Here is a 16,922-nt window from a genome sequence, read left to right on the forward strand (position 1 = left end):
TGGAAATGGGGTGGCTCAGTTGGGCGCCCGGAAACGGATGGTAAAGGTGTAGCTGTGGCGGATGGGCTGGCCGTTGCGGGTGGCCGGGCGGAAGGTATAGGAGTTGGCCACGGTGTCTCTGGCGCTGCGTGCAAACAGAGGATGGGTGGCGCTCACCACGTCCACGCTGGAAGGTTTGCCGTTGGCCTCCACCATCACGCGCAGGCGCACCGAACCGCTGACGCCGTCTTCTTCCAACTGTTTCGGATAGGGAGGACGGGGGTTGTTCAGGTAGCCGCCGGTGTGGGAGGGTAAGGTTACGTCGCCGCCACCGCCGCCCCCGTTTCCGGAACCGCCGCCACTGCCGCCGCCGCTACCCGGGCCGTTGCCGGTGCCGTCACCGCTGCCTTGGCCTTGGCCGCGGCCGGAGCCTGATGCACCGCTGCCGCCGCTGCCGGAACCGGCGCTGTTGCCTTCTCCGCTGCCGGATGGGTTTTGTGAAGCGGCATTTTGCGTGTTGCGGTTATTGGCGGGCTGGTTATTGTTCGGGCGCGAGGACTCCTGACGCGCGGGGTCGACCTTCGGTTCGGGCTTAGGCTCCGGTTTGGGTTCGGGCTTGGTTTGCACCACATCGGCCGGCCGGTCGTCGCGGCGGATAACCGGTTGGATACGCTCTTGCGGTTTGGGCGTGGCCCGAGGTTGGGGTTTGCGCGGTTCGGGCTTGGGTTGCGGTTTGGGCGGCGCCGGTTCGGCCGGCGGCGCACTGTCTCCACCCGGTGTGCCGCCCCCTTCGCCGCCTGACCCGCCGCCGGCCATGCCCAAATCCACGAAACTCAGCCCGGGCGGCTCCAATGGCGGCTCGGGCGTTTTGAACAGGGCGATGCCAAAAAAAACTGCAATGTGCGCAGCAATCACGCACAGCAGTACGGTTAGGGAAAGAGAACGGTCATCGTTTTGCATAGTCCGCGCATTCTAATACGAACTATTTCTATTTTCAAGCTATTGGCGGATGATGGCGGTCTGCCCCGCTTGGGGCGATCGGATCGGGCGGTCGCGGAATCCCTATCCAACCATGCAAACGCAGGCTACCTGAAAACCGCATCTTGCAAATAAGGCGGTTTCAGCTAGCCTGCGTTTAAAGAAAAATAACGAAATTTGACTCAACCGAATGACGATGGGGTTGTGGGATCAGCGTTCCAAATAGCGCTTGAGCATGAGCAGGGCAAACTGCACCGATTGGCTGCGCACGGCTTGGCGGTCGCCTGAGAATTGATGTTGCTTGGCCCAAATCCGCTGTTTGGTGGCCAAGCCGAACCAAACGGTGCCAACCGGTTTTTCCTCGCTGCCGCCGTCGGGCCCGGCGATGCCGGAAATGCTCAAGGCGTAGTCTGCTTTGGCGGCAATCAAGGCGCCCAAGGCCATTTCGCGCACGGTTTGTTCGCTCACCGCGCCATAGTGGCGCAGGGTGGCGGCATTCACGCCCAAGAGCTGTTGTTTGGCTTGGTCGCTGTAGGTTACGAAGCCGGTTTCAAACCACGCCGAGCTGCCGCGCAGGCGGGTCATTTCGGCAGCCAACAGGCCACCGGTACAAGACTCGGCGCAGGTAACGGTTTCGCCGCGTTCGGCCAGCCGTTCGGTCACTTGCTGAATCAGAGGGGTATCCATGGTGGCGCACTCACACGGTGGAAAAGGGGAAGCGGTCGGTTGGGGGAGGCCGTCAGCGGCGGCACGGTGCCCGACGCAGGGAAGCATAGCGGCCGATGACGCCGCTGATGCCGGCGGCGGCGGCATCGTCCACATTAATAAAGGTCAGCTGCATTTTGGATTCGCCCAAGGCGGCGGATTGCTCGCTGCCGCCGGAGCCTGTGCGGTTGATTTGCGGCACCAGGCCGGCCTGGCGGGCGCGGGCGGCGGCACGCTCTGCTTGCTGCTCGTTGTTGAAGGTGCCGATGTTGAGGCGGCCGCCGGCGGGCGTGGCGTTTAGGCCCAGCGATTTGAGTTTGGCGGCGGTTTCCTGCTGGTCGCCCTCAACCGCCACGCTGACTTGGTAGCGGGCGGCGGTCTGTCGGCTGTCGTTGCGCCGCTCGACCACGCGGGTGGCGGAATGCGGCCAGCGGCTGAGCAGGCCTTTGATGCGGTGGTAATCGTCTTCGGGCATCACGGCGGTGGCGGTGCAGGCGGTGGCCGGGGCACGGATGCCGCTGTCGTTTTGTTTCGGTGCGGCGGGTTCGGCCGGTTTGCCGGCGGTTTCGTTGGCGCGGCGGGGCGCGGATGCCGGTGTGCGCGGCGTTGTTTGGGCGCTTGTGGGAGCGGCGGGTTGGGCGGGCGCTTGTTGCGCGGGGGCCGCTGGTTGGGCGCCGGTGTGAATCTGTACCACGGTCGGCTGGGCGGGAGCGGCTGGCGGTGCGGCGGCCTGCTGCTGTTGCGGTGCGCCCATGCGGCTGAACAGCATGCCCCCGAAAACAATGATATTCAAAGCCACCAAGATGGCAAACAGCCATTTCATGCCTGATTCACCCAGTTGAGTAATCCGTAAAGCACGAGATTATCCACAATTTGAATAGGGTTGTCCAAAGCAAAGTCTTCGGGTAATCCTTGTTTTACCTTGTTTGCGCCGCCGCCGGTGATGATGATGTCCACCGTCTGGCTGGGGTGTTTCTGTTGCAGGCGGCGGTGCATCAGCATGACGGCGCCGCAAACGGCATCCGACATGCCGCCGGCCAGTGCGTTGGCGGTGGTGGTGCCGAAAGGATAAGGCCGGCCGATGGGGCGGTTGAGGTTGGCGGTATGCAGGGCCATGGCTTCTTTCATCAGGTTGAAGCCGGGCATGATGTTGCCGCCTAGGTAATGGTTGTCGGCGCTGAGGGCGTCGATGGTGACCGCCGTGCCGCAGCTCACCACCACGCAAGCATGTTGGCTGAACAGGCGGCTGCCCAGTATGTTGAACCAGCGGTCGGCGCCGTGTTCCTCTACATGGCGGTAATGGTTGCGGATGCCCAAGGCAGCAGACATGGAGGTTTGCCATTCGGGCGTTTGCCCCAGTGCTTCGGCGACGGCGGCTTTTTTGACTGAGCCGCAAACGGCGGAGCCGACAATGCGCACTGTTTCGCCGCCGTGCTGGCGCCAGCTTTCGGCTAAGGCCGATAAATCCCAATACGGGGCTTTATTGGCCGCCCCCAAGCGGCCGTTTTCCAGCCAGGCCCATTTCAGCTTGCTGTTGCCGGCATCCAAAAGCAGACATTTGCCGGCCGGGGGCGTGTGCACGCTTGGTTCGCCCTCGTGCAGCGGCCGCAGGCTGATTTCGCCGCTGACCACGGTGTGTTCTTTGCCGGCTGCGTCGCGGATGTGCAGTGCGCCGCCGCCATCCACGCCCAAGGCAGTGCCTTCAAGCACTGCCTCGCCGTTGTGCAACAGGCGCACTGGGCGGTTTTGGTCGCGGTGCAGGGCGTGGTAGTCGTGCAAAAAAGGCGGTAAGCCGTGTTGCTCGAAACGGGGAAAAATAGCGGCCAGCTCGGCGAGCAGCTGGTCGGCCAAATGGTGGGCGCCGGTTTGCTGGGACTGGGTTTGCACCGCCGAGGCCGCCGCCACGGTTTTGGGCTGCACGAAATTGATGCCGATGCCTACCACGGCGGCGGTGCGCCCTTGGTGGGCGACGGTTTCGATGAGGATGCCGCCGAGTTTTTCGCCGCCGACCACCAGGTCGTTCGGCCACTTGATTTGCGCCGCCACGCCGGCTTTTTGCAGGGCGCGGCAGCAGGCGAGGGCGGTCACCAGCGCCAATCCGCCCAAAGCGGTTTGCGGGCAGTCGAAATACCAGCCGATGCTGAAGGTGAGGCATTCGCCCAAGCGGCTTTCCCAGCTTTTGCCCTGCCGCCCGCGGCCGTGGGTTTGGCGGTGGACGAACACCGCTTGGCGGTGGATGCTTTCAGGTAGCCTTTTGGCCTGTTCCATCAGGTAAGTGTTGCTGGAGATATGCTCATGCAGCAGCTCGGCTTGCCAGCCGTGCTGCAATGCTTGCTGCTGAAGCCGTTTGGCGTCCCAAATGGCGAGGCTGCGCACCAGCCGCCAGCGGCCGTCTTGCTGGCGCAGCAGGCCGCGGATGTGCGGCGGCATCTGCTGCCAGAAGCCGTTGAGCTGCGGCGGCTTGACCCCTAGGCGCTTGGCCAGCTCGGTCACGTGGTGGGAGGTGCCGTCGGCCAGCTCGGCCAGCAGCTGCCAGTGTGCGGCCTGCATCATGATGCCTGCTCCGAGGCGCGGATTTTGGCCAGGGTTTGGGTGGTGGAGGTGGGGTGCAGGAAGGGGATGGAATGGACTTGGCCGCCGCGGGCCAGGGTTTCCGCGGCGCCGACGATGTTTTCAGGTAGCCAGTCGCCGCCTTTGACCAAAATATCGGGGCGGACGGTTTCGATGAGGGCGGCGGGGGTGTCGTCGTCGAACCAAGTCACCAAATCGACGCTGGCCAATGCGGCGGCCACGGCGGCACGGTCGGCCAGGGTATTGATGGGGCGGTCGCTGCCTTTGCCCAGGCGGCGCACCGAGGCGTCGGTGTTCAAGGCCAGCACCAAGCACGCGCCCAAGGCCCGGGCTTGAGCCAGATAGGTGGCGTGGCCGCGGTGCAGGATGTCGAAGCAGCCGTTGGTCATCACCAGCGGGCGCGGCAGACGGGCAAGTCGGGCCGCCAGTTCGTCGGGCGGGCAGATTTTTTGTTCGAAATCGGGGGGGGTCCAGGCGGGCATGGGGTCGGCTCCCAGTCGGATGAAAACAAAACGGCGCCATCATATATCAGCGGCGGGGCTTTCAGGTAGCCTTTGACCTTGATAAGCCTCCGTCTGCGGCGGATTTCTGCGTTGTGCGTTTATGCCCTTAGGGGTACTGTTCGTTGTCTATCGTGCGATATGTTTGTCCTACAGGGATTCCTGGCGTTTACGCCCGCTGCGCTGCTCCCCCTTGAACGGCATCCACATCTGGCGGTTTGCAAAGGTTTCCCTGAATCGGAAAACGGGATGGTCGGCAGGCTACCTGAAAGCGCTACGGCAAACGGCCAAATTTAATTGGGCAGGTAGTCCAATGGGTTGACGGCGCGGTTGTTGAGACGCACTTCAAAGTGCAGTTTGACGCGGTCGGTGCCGGTGTCGCCCATGCGCGCGATGGTTTGCCCGGCGGACACCTGCTCGCCTTCGCGCACCTGCAGGCTTTGGTTGTGGGCGTAAGCGGTCAGCATGCCGCCACCGTGATTGATCAGAATCAGTTTGCCGTAGCCGCGCAGGCCTTCGCCGGCATAACTCACCCGACCGGCGGCCGCGGCCTGCACCGGCGTGCCGGCTTGGCCGCCGATGTCGATGCCTTTATTGGAGGTGCCGTTGAAGCGGGAGAGAATGTCGCCGCGCACCGGCCACTGTAAACGGCTGGGGGCGGCGGTGCGGCTGGTCGGGCGGCTGACGCTGACATTGCCGCTGCGGGCGGTGTTGTTGCTGCTGCGGCCTTGCGGGCGCACGCGCAAAATCTGACCGACTTCGATTTGCGACGGATCGCGCAGCTGGTTCCAAGCCGCCAGCGTGGCGGCGGATTGGCCGAAGCGCTGGCCGATGCGGTAGAGGGTGTCGCCGCGTTGGACGCGGTAATGGCCTTCGGGTACGGCGCCGCTGCCGCCGGGCGCCGGCGTGCCGGCACAAGCCGCCAATAGGGCGGCGCAGGAAAGGGCGCTGACAAGGTTGCGGAAAAAATTCATTAAGGTACTCCGTAGTCTGGTTGCCGTGTGCTCCGCGACGGGAGGAGGTTGCATAGGTTTCAGAACCTGTTTGATCTCTCGGCGGCGGCATTCGGCCAGCAATGGCATCTGAATGCCTGGCCCCTGATGTCCCGTCTTGCGCGCATTTGCGCCGGGTATCGGCGGTGTTGTCTCGAAAAGCCGCTGCGCAAGAAAGGGAGGCCTGGGCTATCCGCCTGTTCGGCAGTTGCTCGGTCTGCCGGAAGGGGCAGGCCGAATCATACTATACGCAGCGATATTTTCTACCCACGCAACGGCGAGAGCGCTTGAAATTTGCCGGTTTGCGCTTATAGTAGCGCCCTGAATCCTCAAAGAAAGAAACCCCATGCCGTATCTCGGACTTGCTCTGCTGGCGCTGTTGCTGGCGGAAGTGGCTTCCATTGTGTTGATGGCCGACTGGTTGGGCGGGCTGCCCACCTTGCTGCTGATGGCTTTATCGTTTGCGGCCGGCCTGTTGATGTTGCGCAATCTCGGTTTTTCTTCGGTGATGCTGGCCGGCTCTTTGTTCGGTCGGCAGGGCAAGGTGTCGTTTTACCAATTGCTGTGGCCGCTGCGTTACATTGTGGCGGCATTGATGCTGATGTCGCCGGGTTTTGCCTCCACGGTTGTGGCTTTGGTGCTGCTGCTGCCGATCAAAGGCGGCCCGGCGGCGGTGCAAACCGGGCGCGGTTTCGACCGCCGTTTTGGCCATCAGCCGGATGATGTGATTGAAGGCGATTTCCAAACCGTGCGCCCGCAGCAGCAAACGCAGACGGAAGAGCAGAACGCTTTGGAAGACAAAACCCGCTGACCGCCTGTGCTGTTTCATGTAAAAGGCTACCTGAAAGTGTTTTCAGGTAGCCTTTTTGAAGACCGGCCGGTTTATCGCTTATCGACGGCGGCTGCAAGTGGTGTCCACGGCGTTGCCGTAAGGATCTTTAAAGCTGAAGGCCGCATCGCCGCCTTTTTGATGCCATTCGGCACCGCTGCCAAACAGGCCGTTGGTGGAAACATAGCGTTCGCCGGAGCCGGAAACGGCGGCGCCCATCACGGTTTGTTTGTCGTCCAATCGCAGCTCAACGCGGTCGTTGCCGAGGTGGCGTACGGTAACGGACAGGCCGTTGCGGCAGCTGAAGTTTTCGGCTTGGCCGGCTTGGCCTTGGTGGGCGTGGCCGTGCTGATGGCCTTGGTGGCCTTGATGGCCCCGGTTGCCGTGGTAAGTGGTACCGCAAGCAGCCAATACCAAAGCCAGGGAAGCGGGCAGAATCAAAGTTTTCATGTTCATGTAAACACTCCTAGTGGGTGTGGAAAAAGTCTCAACGCCCCAGGCTGTGCTGAAGGGCGCCGAGTTCATGGCGGGCCATGCTAATGCAGGCGCCGGTGCAGCGAAAGGCCATTTAACCGGAATTTACCCCCTGCGGCGGCTTTGCTGTGACAAGCCGGCCGTTTTTTCACAGTTGCCCGCTTAAATTTTACAGAAAGGGGTTGTGCCGTTTCTCGTGGCCGATGGTGGTCATCGCGCCGTGACCGGGCAGCACGCGCACATCCTCGGGCAAAACCAGCAGTTTTTCGCGGATGTTGCGGATGAGGTCGGCGTGGTTGCCGCGCGGGAAATCGGTGCGGCCGATGGATTCGTAAAACAACACGTCGCCGGCAATCAGCAGTTTTTCTTCGGCGCAATAAAACACCACATGCCCGGGCGTGTGGCCGGGAATGTGCAGCACTTGGAAGCGGTAGCGGCCCACGCTCAGATCGTCGCCTTCGTTGAGCCAGCTGTCGGGGCGGATGGCGGGGGAATGGGGAAAGCGGTAAGCGGCGGTGGCTTCGGGCAATCCGTCCAGCCAGAAGGTGTCGTCGATGTGCGGGCCGGATACGGGCAAAGGGACTTTGGCGGTGAGGTCGGCCACGCCGCCGACGTGATCGACATGGCCGTGGGTGAGCCAGACGCCCTTCAGAACCAATTGGCGTTTGGCCGCTTCGGCCAGCAGGCGGTCGGCTTCGCCGCCGACGTCGGTCAGCACGGCTTCGCGGCTTTCGTCGTCCCATAAGAGGGCGCAGTTTTGCAGGAAGGGGGTGACGGGCAGGATTTCGATATGTAAGGCCATGGCAGTGTGTTCGGTGTTTCAGGTAGCCCGAATTGTGGCCTGTCTGCCGCGAAAGGTAAAGCCGGCGGACGGCGGTGTTTAGACCTGCCCGCGCTTATCGGCTACAATGCGCTCTTTTGTTTGGCGGAATCCGCAATGAACAATGTTTTTGCCGCCCTCGGCGGTGCGCTGTTGCTGGCTGTGTTGCCGGCCGGCTGCGGCCAAGTGGAGCAGTTGCAGCAGCAGGTGCTGGCATCCGGCGAGCAAGGTGAGAAGGTGGCCGAAGCGCTCAAGGCCTCGCTCGGCGCCGATGCTTCGGTGGTGGTGAATATGTTGAACGGCGAGCTGATGCAGGTGATGGTGGTATTGGAGCCGGGACAGGTTGCCGGACGTACGGTGGGCGAAGTGGATGCCGCCGTGCGCACTGCCGTGCAGCAGACCTTTGGCCGCCAGCCGCAACAGTTGACGGTGATGCTGATGACCACCCAAACAGAATCAGAATAAGGAAATTGCGTGCAAAACCCCAATCATCTGTGTTGGCTGGACATGGAAATGACTGGCCTCGACCCCGACCGCGACAAAATCATCGAAGTGGCGATGATCATTACCGACAGCGAACTGAATGTGCTGGCGCAGTCGGACGTGTATGCCATCCACCAAAGCGATGAAGTGCTGGACAATATGGACGCTTGGAACACCGCCACCCACGCCCGCACCGGTCTCACCCAGCGGGTGAAAGACTCGACTTTCAGCGAGCAGGAAGTGGAGCGGCGGCTGTTGGCGTTTTTGTCGGCTTGGATTCCGCAGAACAGCACGCCGATGTGCGGCAACACCATCCACCAAGACCGCCGCTTTATGGCCCGCCACATGCCGCAGCTGGAAGCATGGTTCCACTACCGCAATCTCGATGTCTCCACCCTGAAAGAGCTGGCCCGCCGTTGGCACCCGCAAGTGTATAAAAGCGTGGTCAAAAAAGGCTCGCACAAAGCGCTGGACGATATTTTGGAAAGCATCGAAGAGCTACGCCATTACCGCGCCCACTTTATCCGCCTGCCCGAGCCGGCTTCGCCCGCCGAGTAAACCGCTTGCCGGCAGGCTACCTGAAACCGTTTCAGGTAGCCTGCTTTCCATATCTTCCTAATATTGAGCCATGAACCCGACCCGCCTTCCTGCCTGGCAGGCTCTGAACGAACATTTTCAGGCCACCCGCCACCTGCATCTGCGCGACCGTTTCGCTGCCGAACCCGACCGCTTCGAGCGTCTGCACGAGCGTTTGGGCGGCCTGTTGTTTGATTACAGCAAAAACCGCATCGGTGAAGACACGCTGGCCCTGCTGTGCCGTCTGGCCGACGAATGTGGCTTGGCCGGGCAGCGCGATGCCATGCGCCGCGGCGATAAAATCAACGAGAGCGAGCAGCGTGCCGTTTTGCACACCGCGTTGAGGCTACCTGAAAACGCCGAGCCGGTTTACGTGGACGGCGAAAACATCGTGCCGCTGGTGCACCGCGAACTGCGGCGCGCGCTGGCATTTGCCGACAGCCTGAACCAAGGCCGCTATCTGGGCTCCACTGGCCGGCGGATTACCGATGTGGTCAATATCGGCGTGGGCGGCTCGGATCTCGGCCCGCGCATGGCCGTGCTGGCCCTACAGCCCTACCGGCAGGCACTCAATGTCCATTTTGTCGCCAATATCGACGGCGCGGATTTGGGTCAAACCCTGGCCGGCTTGAATGCGGAAACCACGTTATTTATCGTGGCGAGCAAATCGTTCGGCACCCAGGAAACCCTGCTCAACGCGCAGGCCGCCCGCCGTTGGTTTCTGAGCCAAGGTCGGAGTGAGGCCGACATCGCCCGCCACTTTGCCGCCGTTTCCGCCAATGTGCCCGCCGCGCAAGCCTTCGGCATAGATGCCGAGCGCGTGTTTGCCATGTTCGATTGGGTAGGCGGACGCTATTCCGTATGGTCGTCCATCGGCCTGCCTTTGATGTGTGCCGTGGGCAGCGACCATTTCCGCGATTTCCTGTGCGGCGCACACCGCATGGACGCGCATTTTTTCCATACCCCGTGGCGGCACAATATGCCCGTATTGGCCGCCCTAATCGGCATCTGGCAGCAAAACTTCCACGGCGCGGCCAGCCATGCGGTGATTCCCTACCACCACGGCTTGCGCCGTTTTCCCGCCCATTTGCAGCAGCTCGACATGGAAAGCAACGGTAAAGCGCGCTGCCGCAGCGGCGACGCGGCCGGTTGCCGCACCGGCGTGGTGGTGTGGGGTGAGGAAGGGGTGAACTGCCAGCATGCCTTTATGCAACTGGTGCATCAGGGTAGCGACCTGATTCCTTTGGACTTTATTGTGCCCATGCACGGCGATTCGCCGCTGGAGGGCCACCATGCCGCGCTGGTGGCCAACGCCTTGGCGCAGGCCGAAGCCTTGATGTGCGGCAAAACCGAGGCCGAAGCCTTGGCGGCGCTGGACGGCTGCGGTTTGTCGGAAGCAGAAAAAAGCTGCTTGGCGAAGCAGCAGACGTTTCCCGGCAACCGCCCGAGCAACCTCTTTGCCGTTGAGCGGATCAACCCGTATTATTTGGGCATGCTGTTGGCGCTGTATGAGCACAAGGTGTTCGTGCAAGGCGTGGTCTGGGGCATCAATTCTTTTGATCAATGGGGGGTGGAATACGGCAAGGTGTTGGCCAAGCATATCCTGCCCGAGTTGGGCGGAGCAGCGGGCGGTCCGCACGATGCCTCCACTGCCGCGCTGATTGCCTATTACCGTGCTTGCCACGGACATTGACCGCCTGTTGCAAACCCTGTCTGTGGCGTATTGCTGTGTTATGCGTTCATGCCCGCTGTGTGGCCATGCTTTGAGCGCATCTGCATCCGGTGCAAGGATATCAACCGAAATCATTGTTTTGAATGGTAAAAGGCTACCTGAAAGCGAGCCACGTCAGTTTCTGCGTGGCAAAACTTTCAGGTAGCCTTTTGCCTTTATGAGGCCGGCCGCCGCCATTCACCGTTGAATTTCATCCGCCGCCAGCACCACCGCCTGGCCGTCGGCGATGCGGAAGCGGATCTCGTAGCCGGCCAGCGCCATCACATAAATCCGTTCGGGCAGGTTTTGGTAAGCCGGGCGCGGGTCTTGGGCAATGCTTTCTTCAACCAGCCGGCGCAGTGCTTCGGGCAGGCGGGCGGGATCGGCTTGCCAGGCCACGGTCAGCCGGCTCGGCGGTTCGGCGGCGAAGCCGGCGGCGGCGTCGGGTCGGGCTTCCACAAAGGGAAGATAGGGCTTGATGTCGAGCACCGGTGTGCCGTCGAGCAAGTCGGCGCCGCTGCACCAGATGCGTAAGGGGCGGCTGTGCTCGATGCGCTCCAGCTTCAGCAGCGACAGGCCTAAGGGATTGGGCCGGTGCGGGCTGCGGGTGGCGAACACCCCCATTTTCTGTTTGCCGCCCAAACGCGGCGGACGCACCAGCGGCGACCAGCCTTCGTCCAGCACGCCGTGGAATACAAACTGCACCCACAGATAGCCGAAGTCGGCCAAACCGCGCACGCAGTCAGCGCCGAATTCGGGTTGGAATTCGATGCAGATTTCTGCCGACGGCGCCAGATGAGGTTGGCGCGGAATGCCGAATTTTTGTCGGAAAGGCGAACGCACTACGGCAATGGGGGTGAAAGTGTAAGGCGGCATAAGCGGCTACCTGAAACCCTGCTGTTTCAGGAAATCGGCCAAACGCTCGGCAAACAGGCGGTAGCCGGCGGCATTGGCGTGGATGGCGTCCGATTTCAGCGAGTCGTCCGCGAGAATTTCCGACCAGACATCGCGCAGCAGCGGTGTGCGGTATTGTTCCGCCAATTCGGCATACAGCGGATGGTCGCTCAAATGGCCGAAGGCGGCGGCCAGCCCGATTTTCGGCATGGCGATCAGCAGCGGTTGGCTGCCGACCTGCTGCACGCTTTCCAGCAGGCGGCCAATGTGGCGGCGGGTGTCTACTTCGGGCAGCTTGCGCAGGAAATCGTTGCCGCCGATGCCGATCAGCACCAGCCGCGGCTGCGCCCGCAAGAGAGCGGGCAGGCGGGCCAAAGCCTGCGCCGAGGTATCGCCCGATACGCCGCCGTTGTCCACTTGCCAGCCGGTGAGGCGGGCAAGCTGGGCCGGGTAGGCGGCTTCGGGCGCGGCACCGTAGCCTGCGGTAAGCGAGTCGCCCAGAGCCAACACCCGGCTGCCGCGCGGCAGGGCGGTGTAGGCGGGTGTGCGCCGGCTGCAGGCGCTGAGTAAGACGGCGGCGGACAAGGCCAGGAATTGGCGGCGGGAATAGGCGGACATCTCAAATAAGGGCAATCATATGGAAATCGGGGACAAGCAAGCAGCGGCAGGCTACCTGAAACGGCTTGCTGGCGGCAGCGGGGGCTTGCCGGCGTGTCTTTCGAATAAAGATTCTGTTATCATAAAAACAACTTCAGCAGGAATGATGAAGTGGTAAGTTGTTTTGTGTTTATCTTGACTTCACGATAGGAGAAGACCATGTCTGAAAATACCGCATCTTCCGGTCTCAGCAAACGCATCATCGCCGCTATTTTGGCATTTTTCCTCGGCGGCTTCGGCGTACACAAGTTTTATCTAGGTGTAAACAAGGTGGGCATCATCTACCTGCTGATCTGTATTTTGGGTTCGTTTGTGTTCTTCCTTGGCCCCTTGGTGGTGGGCGTGTTCTGCATCATCGATATTGTGAAGTATCTGAAATGCTCCGATGAGGAGTTCGAACAGATTTATGTGATCGGTAAGAAAGAGTGGTTCTGAGCGCTGCCGATGCCGAAACCGCCTGCCCGGCTGCAGGCGGTTTTGTTTTGAGCGAAGCGCGGCGGCGTAGGGTCTGTTGGCCATTCGCCTAATGGCGGTATTTTTCCTCAAAAAACGCTGTATCCGCCACATGTCAACAGCCCCTAATGGCCGCCGTTTTTTTTGCCGTTACCCGCCGGCGGGGTGCTGTCGGCCTGCGGGAAAAACAGGCTGGCGGGCTTTTGTTTCAAGAGGGTAAACAGGGTGCGCACAATCTGGAAAGGGCTGTCGATCACCGCATCGCGCGAACGCAGCGCCACCCACAGGGTGATGGAAAAACTCACCACCAGATTCACCATGCCGATGGCCAGCACAAACAGCAGGTTGAAGCCGAAAACCGCCCATGAGCTGTGGCTGCTGACGGCCGCATAGCCGAGGTTGGCGGAAGAAAACGCCACATGGCGGATATCGAGCGGGAGGCCCGTGAGGTGGCCGAGGTAGCCGGTCATGCCCAAGAGCACGCCGAAGCAAAAATTGCCCATGATGGCGCCGTAATGCGCGTGCAGATAATCGGCCAGGCGGTTGCGCTGCCGCTCGGAGAGCAGGCGCTTGAGCAGCGGGTGCTCGCGCAGACGCATTTTCAGGTTGAGATAGTCGGAGCGGTTGTCGAAAAAGCCGGCGATGATGCCCGAGCAGAACAGCCATACCCCGGCAATGGCGGCAAACAGCAGGGTGGGCTGGGTAAACGGGTTGAGCGATTTGAATTCGTAAGCCACCGCCGCCGTGTCCAGCAAGGGTTGGCCTTGGCTTTTCAGGTAGCCCCAAGCGATCAGCGAAGCCAGGGACAGGGCGACAAACACATTGCCGAATACCGCCACGCTTTGCGAACGGAATACGTCGATCAGCAGTTGAGCCAGCTTGAGGTTGACCGCGCGGCCCTTGTCGTTGCGCTCCACGGCTTGGGCGAAGCTGGAGGCGGTCATGGCCGGTTGTTTGGTGGCTACGGTGAAATGCAGCATGTGGATGATCACGAAGCCGATGCCGTAATTGAGGCTGGAGAGCACCGCATACATAAAGGGGTCGGCCACCGTGCTGCCGATGTGGATTTTCAGCAGCGCCATCAGGGCGATGAGGACGCCGCCGCCGGCTGCGGAACGGAACATGCTCCAGTATTCGCTGCGGTTGCGGGTGATGTAGTGTTCGCCGTGGCGGCTGGAGTTTTGGCTGATGCTGCGCGCCAGCATTTTCACGCTGCCGCGCCACAAGGGGGTGATGCTGCGCCGCGCTACGGTGGCGGCGGCAATGCCGCCGGCCAGCTTGAGCGCACGCAGCAGGCGGGCGCTGCGTTGGCGGGTGTCGTGCAGCTCCATCAGGTCTTCCAAACGGTTGAGCGTTTGGCTGAGCCGCTCCAGCAGGTGCGCCACCGTCATCGAGGAGCCGGCGCCGGCGCCGGTGCCTTTGCGCCGCAGGCGGTCAACCAGCTCGCGGCATTGGGCCAGCATCACGTTTAAATGGGCCGGATCGAACGGCCGGTTTTGGCGGTGGTGGTCCAGCCATTCGGACACCTCGCGTTTGAGGCCGACCAGCGGCGAATCCACATCCAAAAGTTTCGGCTCCAGACGGATCAGGTCGGGTTCCAGCTCTTCGGCGGCAATCCACACCGACAGCATTTCCACCGCATACAGGCTGTCGTGGGCCAGGTGGCGGCGGCAGGTTTGGCACACGTTGGGGTCGGCGTGGCGGTTGAGCAGGTCGAACAGGCGCAGCCAGGCGCGGAACGGCACGGCTTGCAGCCACTCGGGGTCGCGCGGATGGGCAAACAGCAGCGAGAGCACGTCGCGCAGGTCGTTGCGGTCTTTGTAGGCGGGGTTGAGCCGTTCGTACAAACGCTGGCGCAGTTCGTGGCTGAATCCTTGGCGGGAGAAGATGCCGATGGTGATCAGGGTGGGGTAAACGCGCACGCTGCTGAGCCAGCGGCACAGCAAAGTGGCCACGGCGGCGGCCAGTTTCGGGTCTTGCGCCAGCCAGCGGATGAGCATGCGCATGCGCCGTTCGGCCTGCGCGGCGCCGCCTTGGCGCATCCAAGCCATCACGCCTTGCAGCAGGGCGAAGGCGTCGCCGGCGACGGCGGTTTGCGCCAGCAGGGCGGGTATGTCGGAGGCGTGTTTTTTCTGTGTCATGTTTGCTATGTGGTGTTCGAATCGGGGTGGCGGTTCAGGTAGCCTGAGGCTACCTGAAAACGGTGCGCCAACCGAGCGGGATGGATGGGTTTAACGGCCGCCAATCTTTGGGGTTTCTCTCCCCGCTTCGGGCGGCCATCCGGCCAGGCGCAGCAGGGCGGCGCGGTTGGAAGGGGAAAACACTTTCCGGGCGGCTTCGGCCAGGGGCAGCCAAAGGCAGGCGCGGTGTTCGCGCGGCGAAAGGCGGACCGGGGCATCGGCCGGGATGAGGGCGCAGAAGGTGTGTTCGGTGTTGCGCGTGGTGCCGGGCGGATAGCGGTGGCGCCAATGCGGGTAGATTTCGTAGCTTGTGCTCAGGTGCCAATTGTCTATGCGCTCGGGCGGCAGCAGCAGGCCGGTTTCTTCGCCCACTTCGCGCAAGGCGGCGGCGGCGGGGGTTTCGCCGTCTTCCAGGCTGCCGGTGACCGACTGCCAGAAGCCGGCGCGGTCGGCCCGCTCCAGCAGCAGCGCCCGTCCGCAGCCGTCGTGCAGCACCACCAGCACCGACACCGGCCGTTTGAACGGCGTATTGGCCACTGCGCTCATTGCGGGTGGCCGTTTTCGCTGGAAACGGTGTCGGCCTGCTCGAGGTAGCCGGCTTTGGTGAGAGCGGAGGCATCGGGTTGGGGGTCGTCGTTCAGAATCCGTACTTCGCGCTGCGGGAAGGGGAATTCGATGCCTTCTTCATTGAAACGGCGCCAGATGGTGAGCAGGATGGCGGAGAACAGACCCAAAAAGCCGTTTTCCGGGTCTTTTACCCAAAAGCCGACTTTCAGATCGATGCCGTTGTCGCCGAAATTCACCAAAACCGCATTCGGCGCCGGGTCTTTCTGCACCCGCTCTTGGGCGGCGGCGGCTTCTTCCATGATGCGCAGGGCCAAGGTGAGGTCGGTGTGGTAGGCTACCTGAACGTCCAGACTCTGCCACAGGGTTTTGCCGGAATAGGATTCGTTGATCACGGTGGAGGTGACGAAGGTTTCGTTGGGAATCAGCGCCTCTTGGCCGCCGACGCTGCGCAGCACCACGAAGCGGGCAGTGATGTTGGTCACATAGCCGGTGAAGTTGTCCACCGTCAGGCGGTCGCCGGGGCGGATGGAGCGGTCGCCCAGAATAATAAAGCCGGACACGTAATTGCTGGCGATTTTTTGCAGGCCGAAACCCAAGCCCACACCCAAGGCGCCGCCGAATACCGACAGCACGGTGAGGTCGATGCCGACCAGCGGCAGGGCGATCAGAATCGACAGGAAAACCAGCAGGGTGGTGGCGATTTTCGACAACACGATTTGCAGATTGGCGTCCAGCCGGGTGCTGTTTTTCAGGCGGCCGTCGATATAACGCGCCAGCCACAGCGCACCCACCATCATGATGCCCACCCACAGCAGGCCGGTCAGGATGGTGTAGAGGTTGAGCTTGGACGAGCCGACGGTAAACTGCAGGCTTTTCAGCCAGCCGATGATGATGTCGTCCAAACCGGAAATCCACAGCACGAAACCCACCCACAACACCGCGGCCATCGAGTATTCGAGGCGGTCGGTAAAACGGTTGGTCGGCAGGGCGGAATTCAGCACCGCCAAGGCAACGCGGATCAGAATCATCCAGCGGGCGGCCATGGCCAGCAGGCGCAGCCACAGCGAGGGCCAAGTGGACAGATATTGCCAGACAAACATGCCGACCACAGCGGCCAGCAGCATCAGAATCGGCCAGCTGAGGCGGCGCAGGAGATGGCGCGTCAGCGGCATTTTGCCGCCTACCGGCGGCACGCGGCGGGTAATCATGCGCGACGCAAAATAGGTGCCGGCCAGCAAGGCCAGCATCACCACCAGCTCCGTCCAGCCACGGGTGTCGGTAAAGCTGCGCATCAATAGGGCGGGGCCGAATTCGTCGCGGTTAAACAGACCGATGAAAAATTCTTTGACGCCGTTGCCGGTGTCGGCCAGCCAATCGGCCGGCGCGGCGGAGTGGGCGGATTCTTGCATATTCGGAACACTTTCTTGTGATGATTCAGGTGTAAAAGGATGTGTGCAGAGGGGCGGATTATACAGGGAATCCTGCTTCGAGCAGCCGCTCTCGGACAGGCATTGCAAGCAGCGGAACGCGGCTGCTATATTGCGGCCGACCTA

18 protein-coding genes are annotated in these 16,922 nt (G+C 62.0%); 5 read left to right on the forward strand and 13 right to left on the reverse strand.

Going from position 1 to position 16,922, the window contains the following annotated elements:
- Positions 1-15: 15 nt before the first annotated feature.
- The 6 genes from H3L94_RS00060 to H3L94_RS00085 form a co-directional block, all read right to left on the reverse strand.
- Complete coding sequence (locus tag H3L94_RS00060) at positions 16-939, reverse strand: energy transducer TonB (protein WP_182122163.1); 924 nt, start codon at positions 937-939, stop codon at positions 16-18.
- Between the two features lie 228 nt (positions 940-1,167).
- Positions 1,168-1,644, reverse strand: coding sequence for a nicotinamide-nucleotide amidase (gene pncC, locus H3L94_RS00065; RefSeq protein ID WP_182122164.1), 477 nt, complete (start codon positions 1,642-1,644; stop codon positions 1,168-1,170).
- A gap of 52 nt (positions 1,645-1,696) precedes the next feature.
- On the reverse strand, positions 1,697-2,485 hold the full coding sequence (locus H3L94_RS00070; RefSeq protein ID WP_182122165.1) for a cell division protein: 789 nt from the start codon (positions 2,483-2,485) through the stop codon (positions 1,697-1,699).
- Entirely contained in the window at positions 2,482-4,215 is a 1,734-nt protein-coding gene (locus tag H3L94_RS00075) for a biotin--[acetyl-CoA-carboxylase] ligase (RefSeq protein WP_182122166.1), read from the reverse strand. Before H3L94_RS00075 ends, H3L94_RS00070 begins: the two co-directional genes overlap by 4 nt.
- Positions 4,212-4,715 carry an adenylyltransferase/cytidyltransferase family protein gene (locus tag H3L94_RS00080; RefSeq protein ID WP_009120158.1) on the reverse strand — a complete coding sequence of 168 codons (504 nt, stop codon included), beginning with the start codon at positions 4,713-4,715 and terminating at the stop codon, positions 4,212-4,214. The genes H3L94_RS00075 and H3L94_RS00080 overlap by 4 nt, the downstream gene beginning before the upstream one ends.
- A 311-nt stretch (positions 4,716-5,026) precedes the next feature.
- Complete coding sequence (locus tag H3L94_RS00085; RefSeq protein WP_182122167.1) at positions 5,027-5,707, reverse strand: murein hydrolase activator EnvC family protein; 681 nt, start codon at positions 5,705-5,707, stop codon at positions 5,027-5,029.
- Positions 5,708-6,071: 364 nt separating this feature from the next.
- Here H3L94_RS00085 and H3L94_RS00090 point away from each other — a divergent pair, with 364 nt between their 5' ends.
- On the forward strand, positions 6,072-6,536 hold the full coding sequence (locus tag H3L94_RS00090; protein ID WP_182122168.1) for an FxsA family protein: 465 nt from the start codon (positions 6,072-6,074) through the stop codon (positions 6,534-6,536).
- Between the two features lie 78 nt (positions 6,537-6,614).
- Here H3L94_RS00090 and H3L94_RS00095 read toward each other — a convergent pair whose 3' ends face one another.
- Positions 6,615-7,010 carry an MliC family protein gene (locus tag H3L94_RS00095; RefSeq protein WP_182122169.1) on the reverse strand — a complete coding sequence of 132 codons (396 nt, stop codon included), beginning with the start codon at positions 7,008-7,010 and terminating at the stop codon, positions 6,615-6,617.
- Positions 7,011-7,197: 187 nt separating this feature from the next.
- The gene (locus H3L94_RS00100; protein WP_182122170.1) at positions 7,198-7,830 is read right to left on the reverse strand and encodes an MBL fold metallo-hydrolase; all 633 of its coding nucleotides are present in this window, start codon (positions 7,828-7,830) and stop codon (positions 7,198-7,200) included.
- A 135-nt stretch (positions 7,831-7,965) separates the two neighbouring features.
- On the opposite strand from H3L94_RS00100, the gene H3L94_RS00105 reads away from it, so the two are divergent.
- From H3L94_RS00105 to pgi, 3 genes are all read left to right on the forward strand, one after another.
- Positions 7,966-8,313, forward strand: coding sequence for a hypothetical protein (locus H3L94_RS00105; protein WP_182122171.1), 348 nt, complete (start codon positions 7,966-7,968; stop codon positions 8,311-8,313).
- A 9-nt stretch (positions 8,314-8,322) separates the two neighbouring features.
- Positions 8,323-8,889, forward strand: a complete 567-nt coding sequence (gene orn / locus H3L94_RS00110) for an oligoribonuclease (protein WP_182122172.1) — start codon at positions 8,323-8,325, stop codon at positions 8,887-8,889.
- A gap of 70 nt (positions 8,890-8,959) precedes the next feature.
- Positions 8,960-10,600, forward strand: coding sequence for a glucose-6-phosphate isomerase (gene pgi / locus H3L94_RS00115; protein WP_182122173.1), 1,641 nt, complete (start codon positions 8,960-8,962; stop codon positions 10,598-10,600).
- A 216-nt stretch (positions 10,601-10,816) separates the two neighbouring features.
- On the opposite strand, the gene tsaA is transcribed toward pgi, so the two are convergent.
- Positions 10,817-11,494, reverse strand: coding sequence for a tRNA (N6-threonylcarbamoyladenosine(37)-N6)-methyltransferase TrmO (gene tsaA, locus H3L94_RS00120; RefSeq protein WP_182122174.1), 678 nt, complete (start codon positions 11,492-11,494; stop codon positions 10,817-10,819).
- Between the two features lie 6 nt (positions 11,495-11,500).
- Complete coding sequence (locus tag H3L94_RS00125; protein WP_182122175.1) at positions 11,501-12,130, reverse strand: arylesterase; 630 nt, start codon at positions 12,128-12,130, stop codon at positions 11,501-11,503.
- Positions 12,131-12,328: 198 nt separating this feature from the next.
- On the opposite strand from H3L94_RS00125, the gene H3L94_RS00130 reads away from it, so the two are divergent.
- Positions 12,329-12,604, forward strand: coding sequence for a TM2 domain-containing protein (locus H3L94_RS00130; RefSeq protein ID WP_182122176.1), 276 nt, complete (start codon positions 12,329-12,331; stop codon positions 12,602-12,604).
- A gap of 143 nt (positions 12,605-12,747) precedes the next feature.
- Here the strand turns inward: H3L94_RS00130 and H3L94_RS00135 are convergent, their stop codons facing one another.
- From H3L94_RS00135 to H3L94_RS00145, 3 genes are all read right to left on the reverse strand, one after another.
- The gene (locus H3L94_RS00135) at positions 12,748-14,763 is read right to left on the reverse strand and encodes a site-specific recombinase (protein ID WP_244958775.1); all 2,016 of its coding nucleotides are present in this window, start codon (positions 14,761-14,763) and stop codon (positions 12,748-12,750) included.
- Positions 14,764-14,853: 90 nt separating this feature from the next.
- Entirely contained in the window at positions 14,854-15,348 is a 495-nt protein-coding gene (gene nudB, locus H3L94_RS00140) for a dihydroneopterin triphosphate diphosphatase (protein WP_182122177.1), read from the reverse strand.
- Positions 15,345-16,778, reverse strand: coding sequence for a mechanosensitive ion channel family protein (locus H3L94_RS00145; RefSeq protein WP_182122178.1), 1,434 nt, complete (start codon positions 16,776-16,778; stop codon positions 15,345-15,347). Before H3L94_RS00145 ends, nudB begins: the two co-directional genes overlap by 4 nt.
- Between the last annotated feature and the right edge of the window lie 144 nt (positions 16,779-16,922).

This window comes from Neisseria shayeganii, from assembly GCF_014054965.1.
Classification (GTDB): Bacteria; Pseudomonadota; Gammaproteobacteria; order Burkholderiales; family Neisseriaceae; genus Eikenella; species Eikenella shayeganii.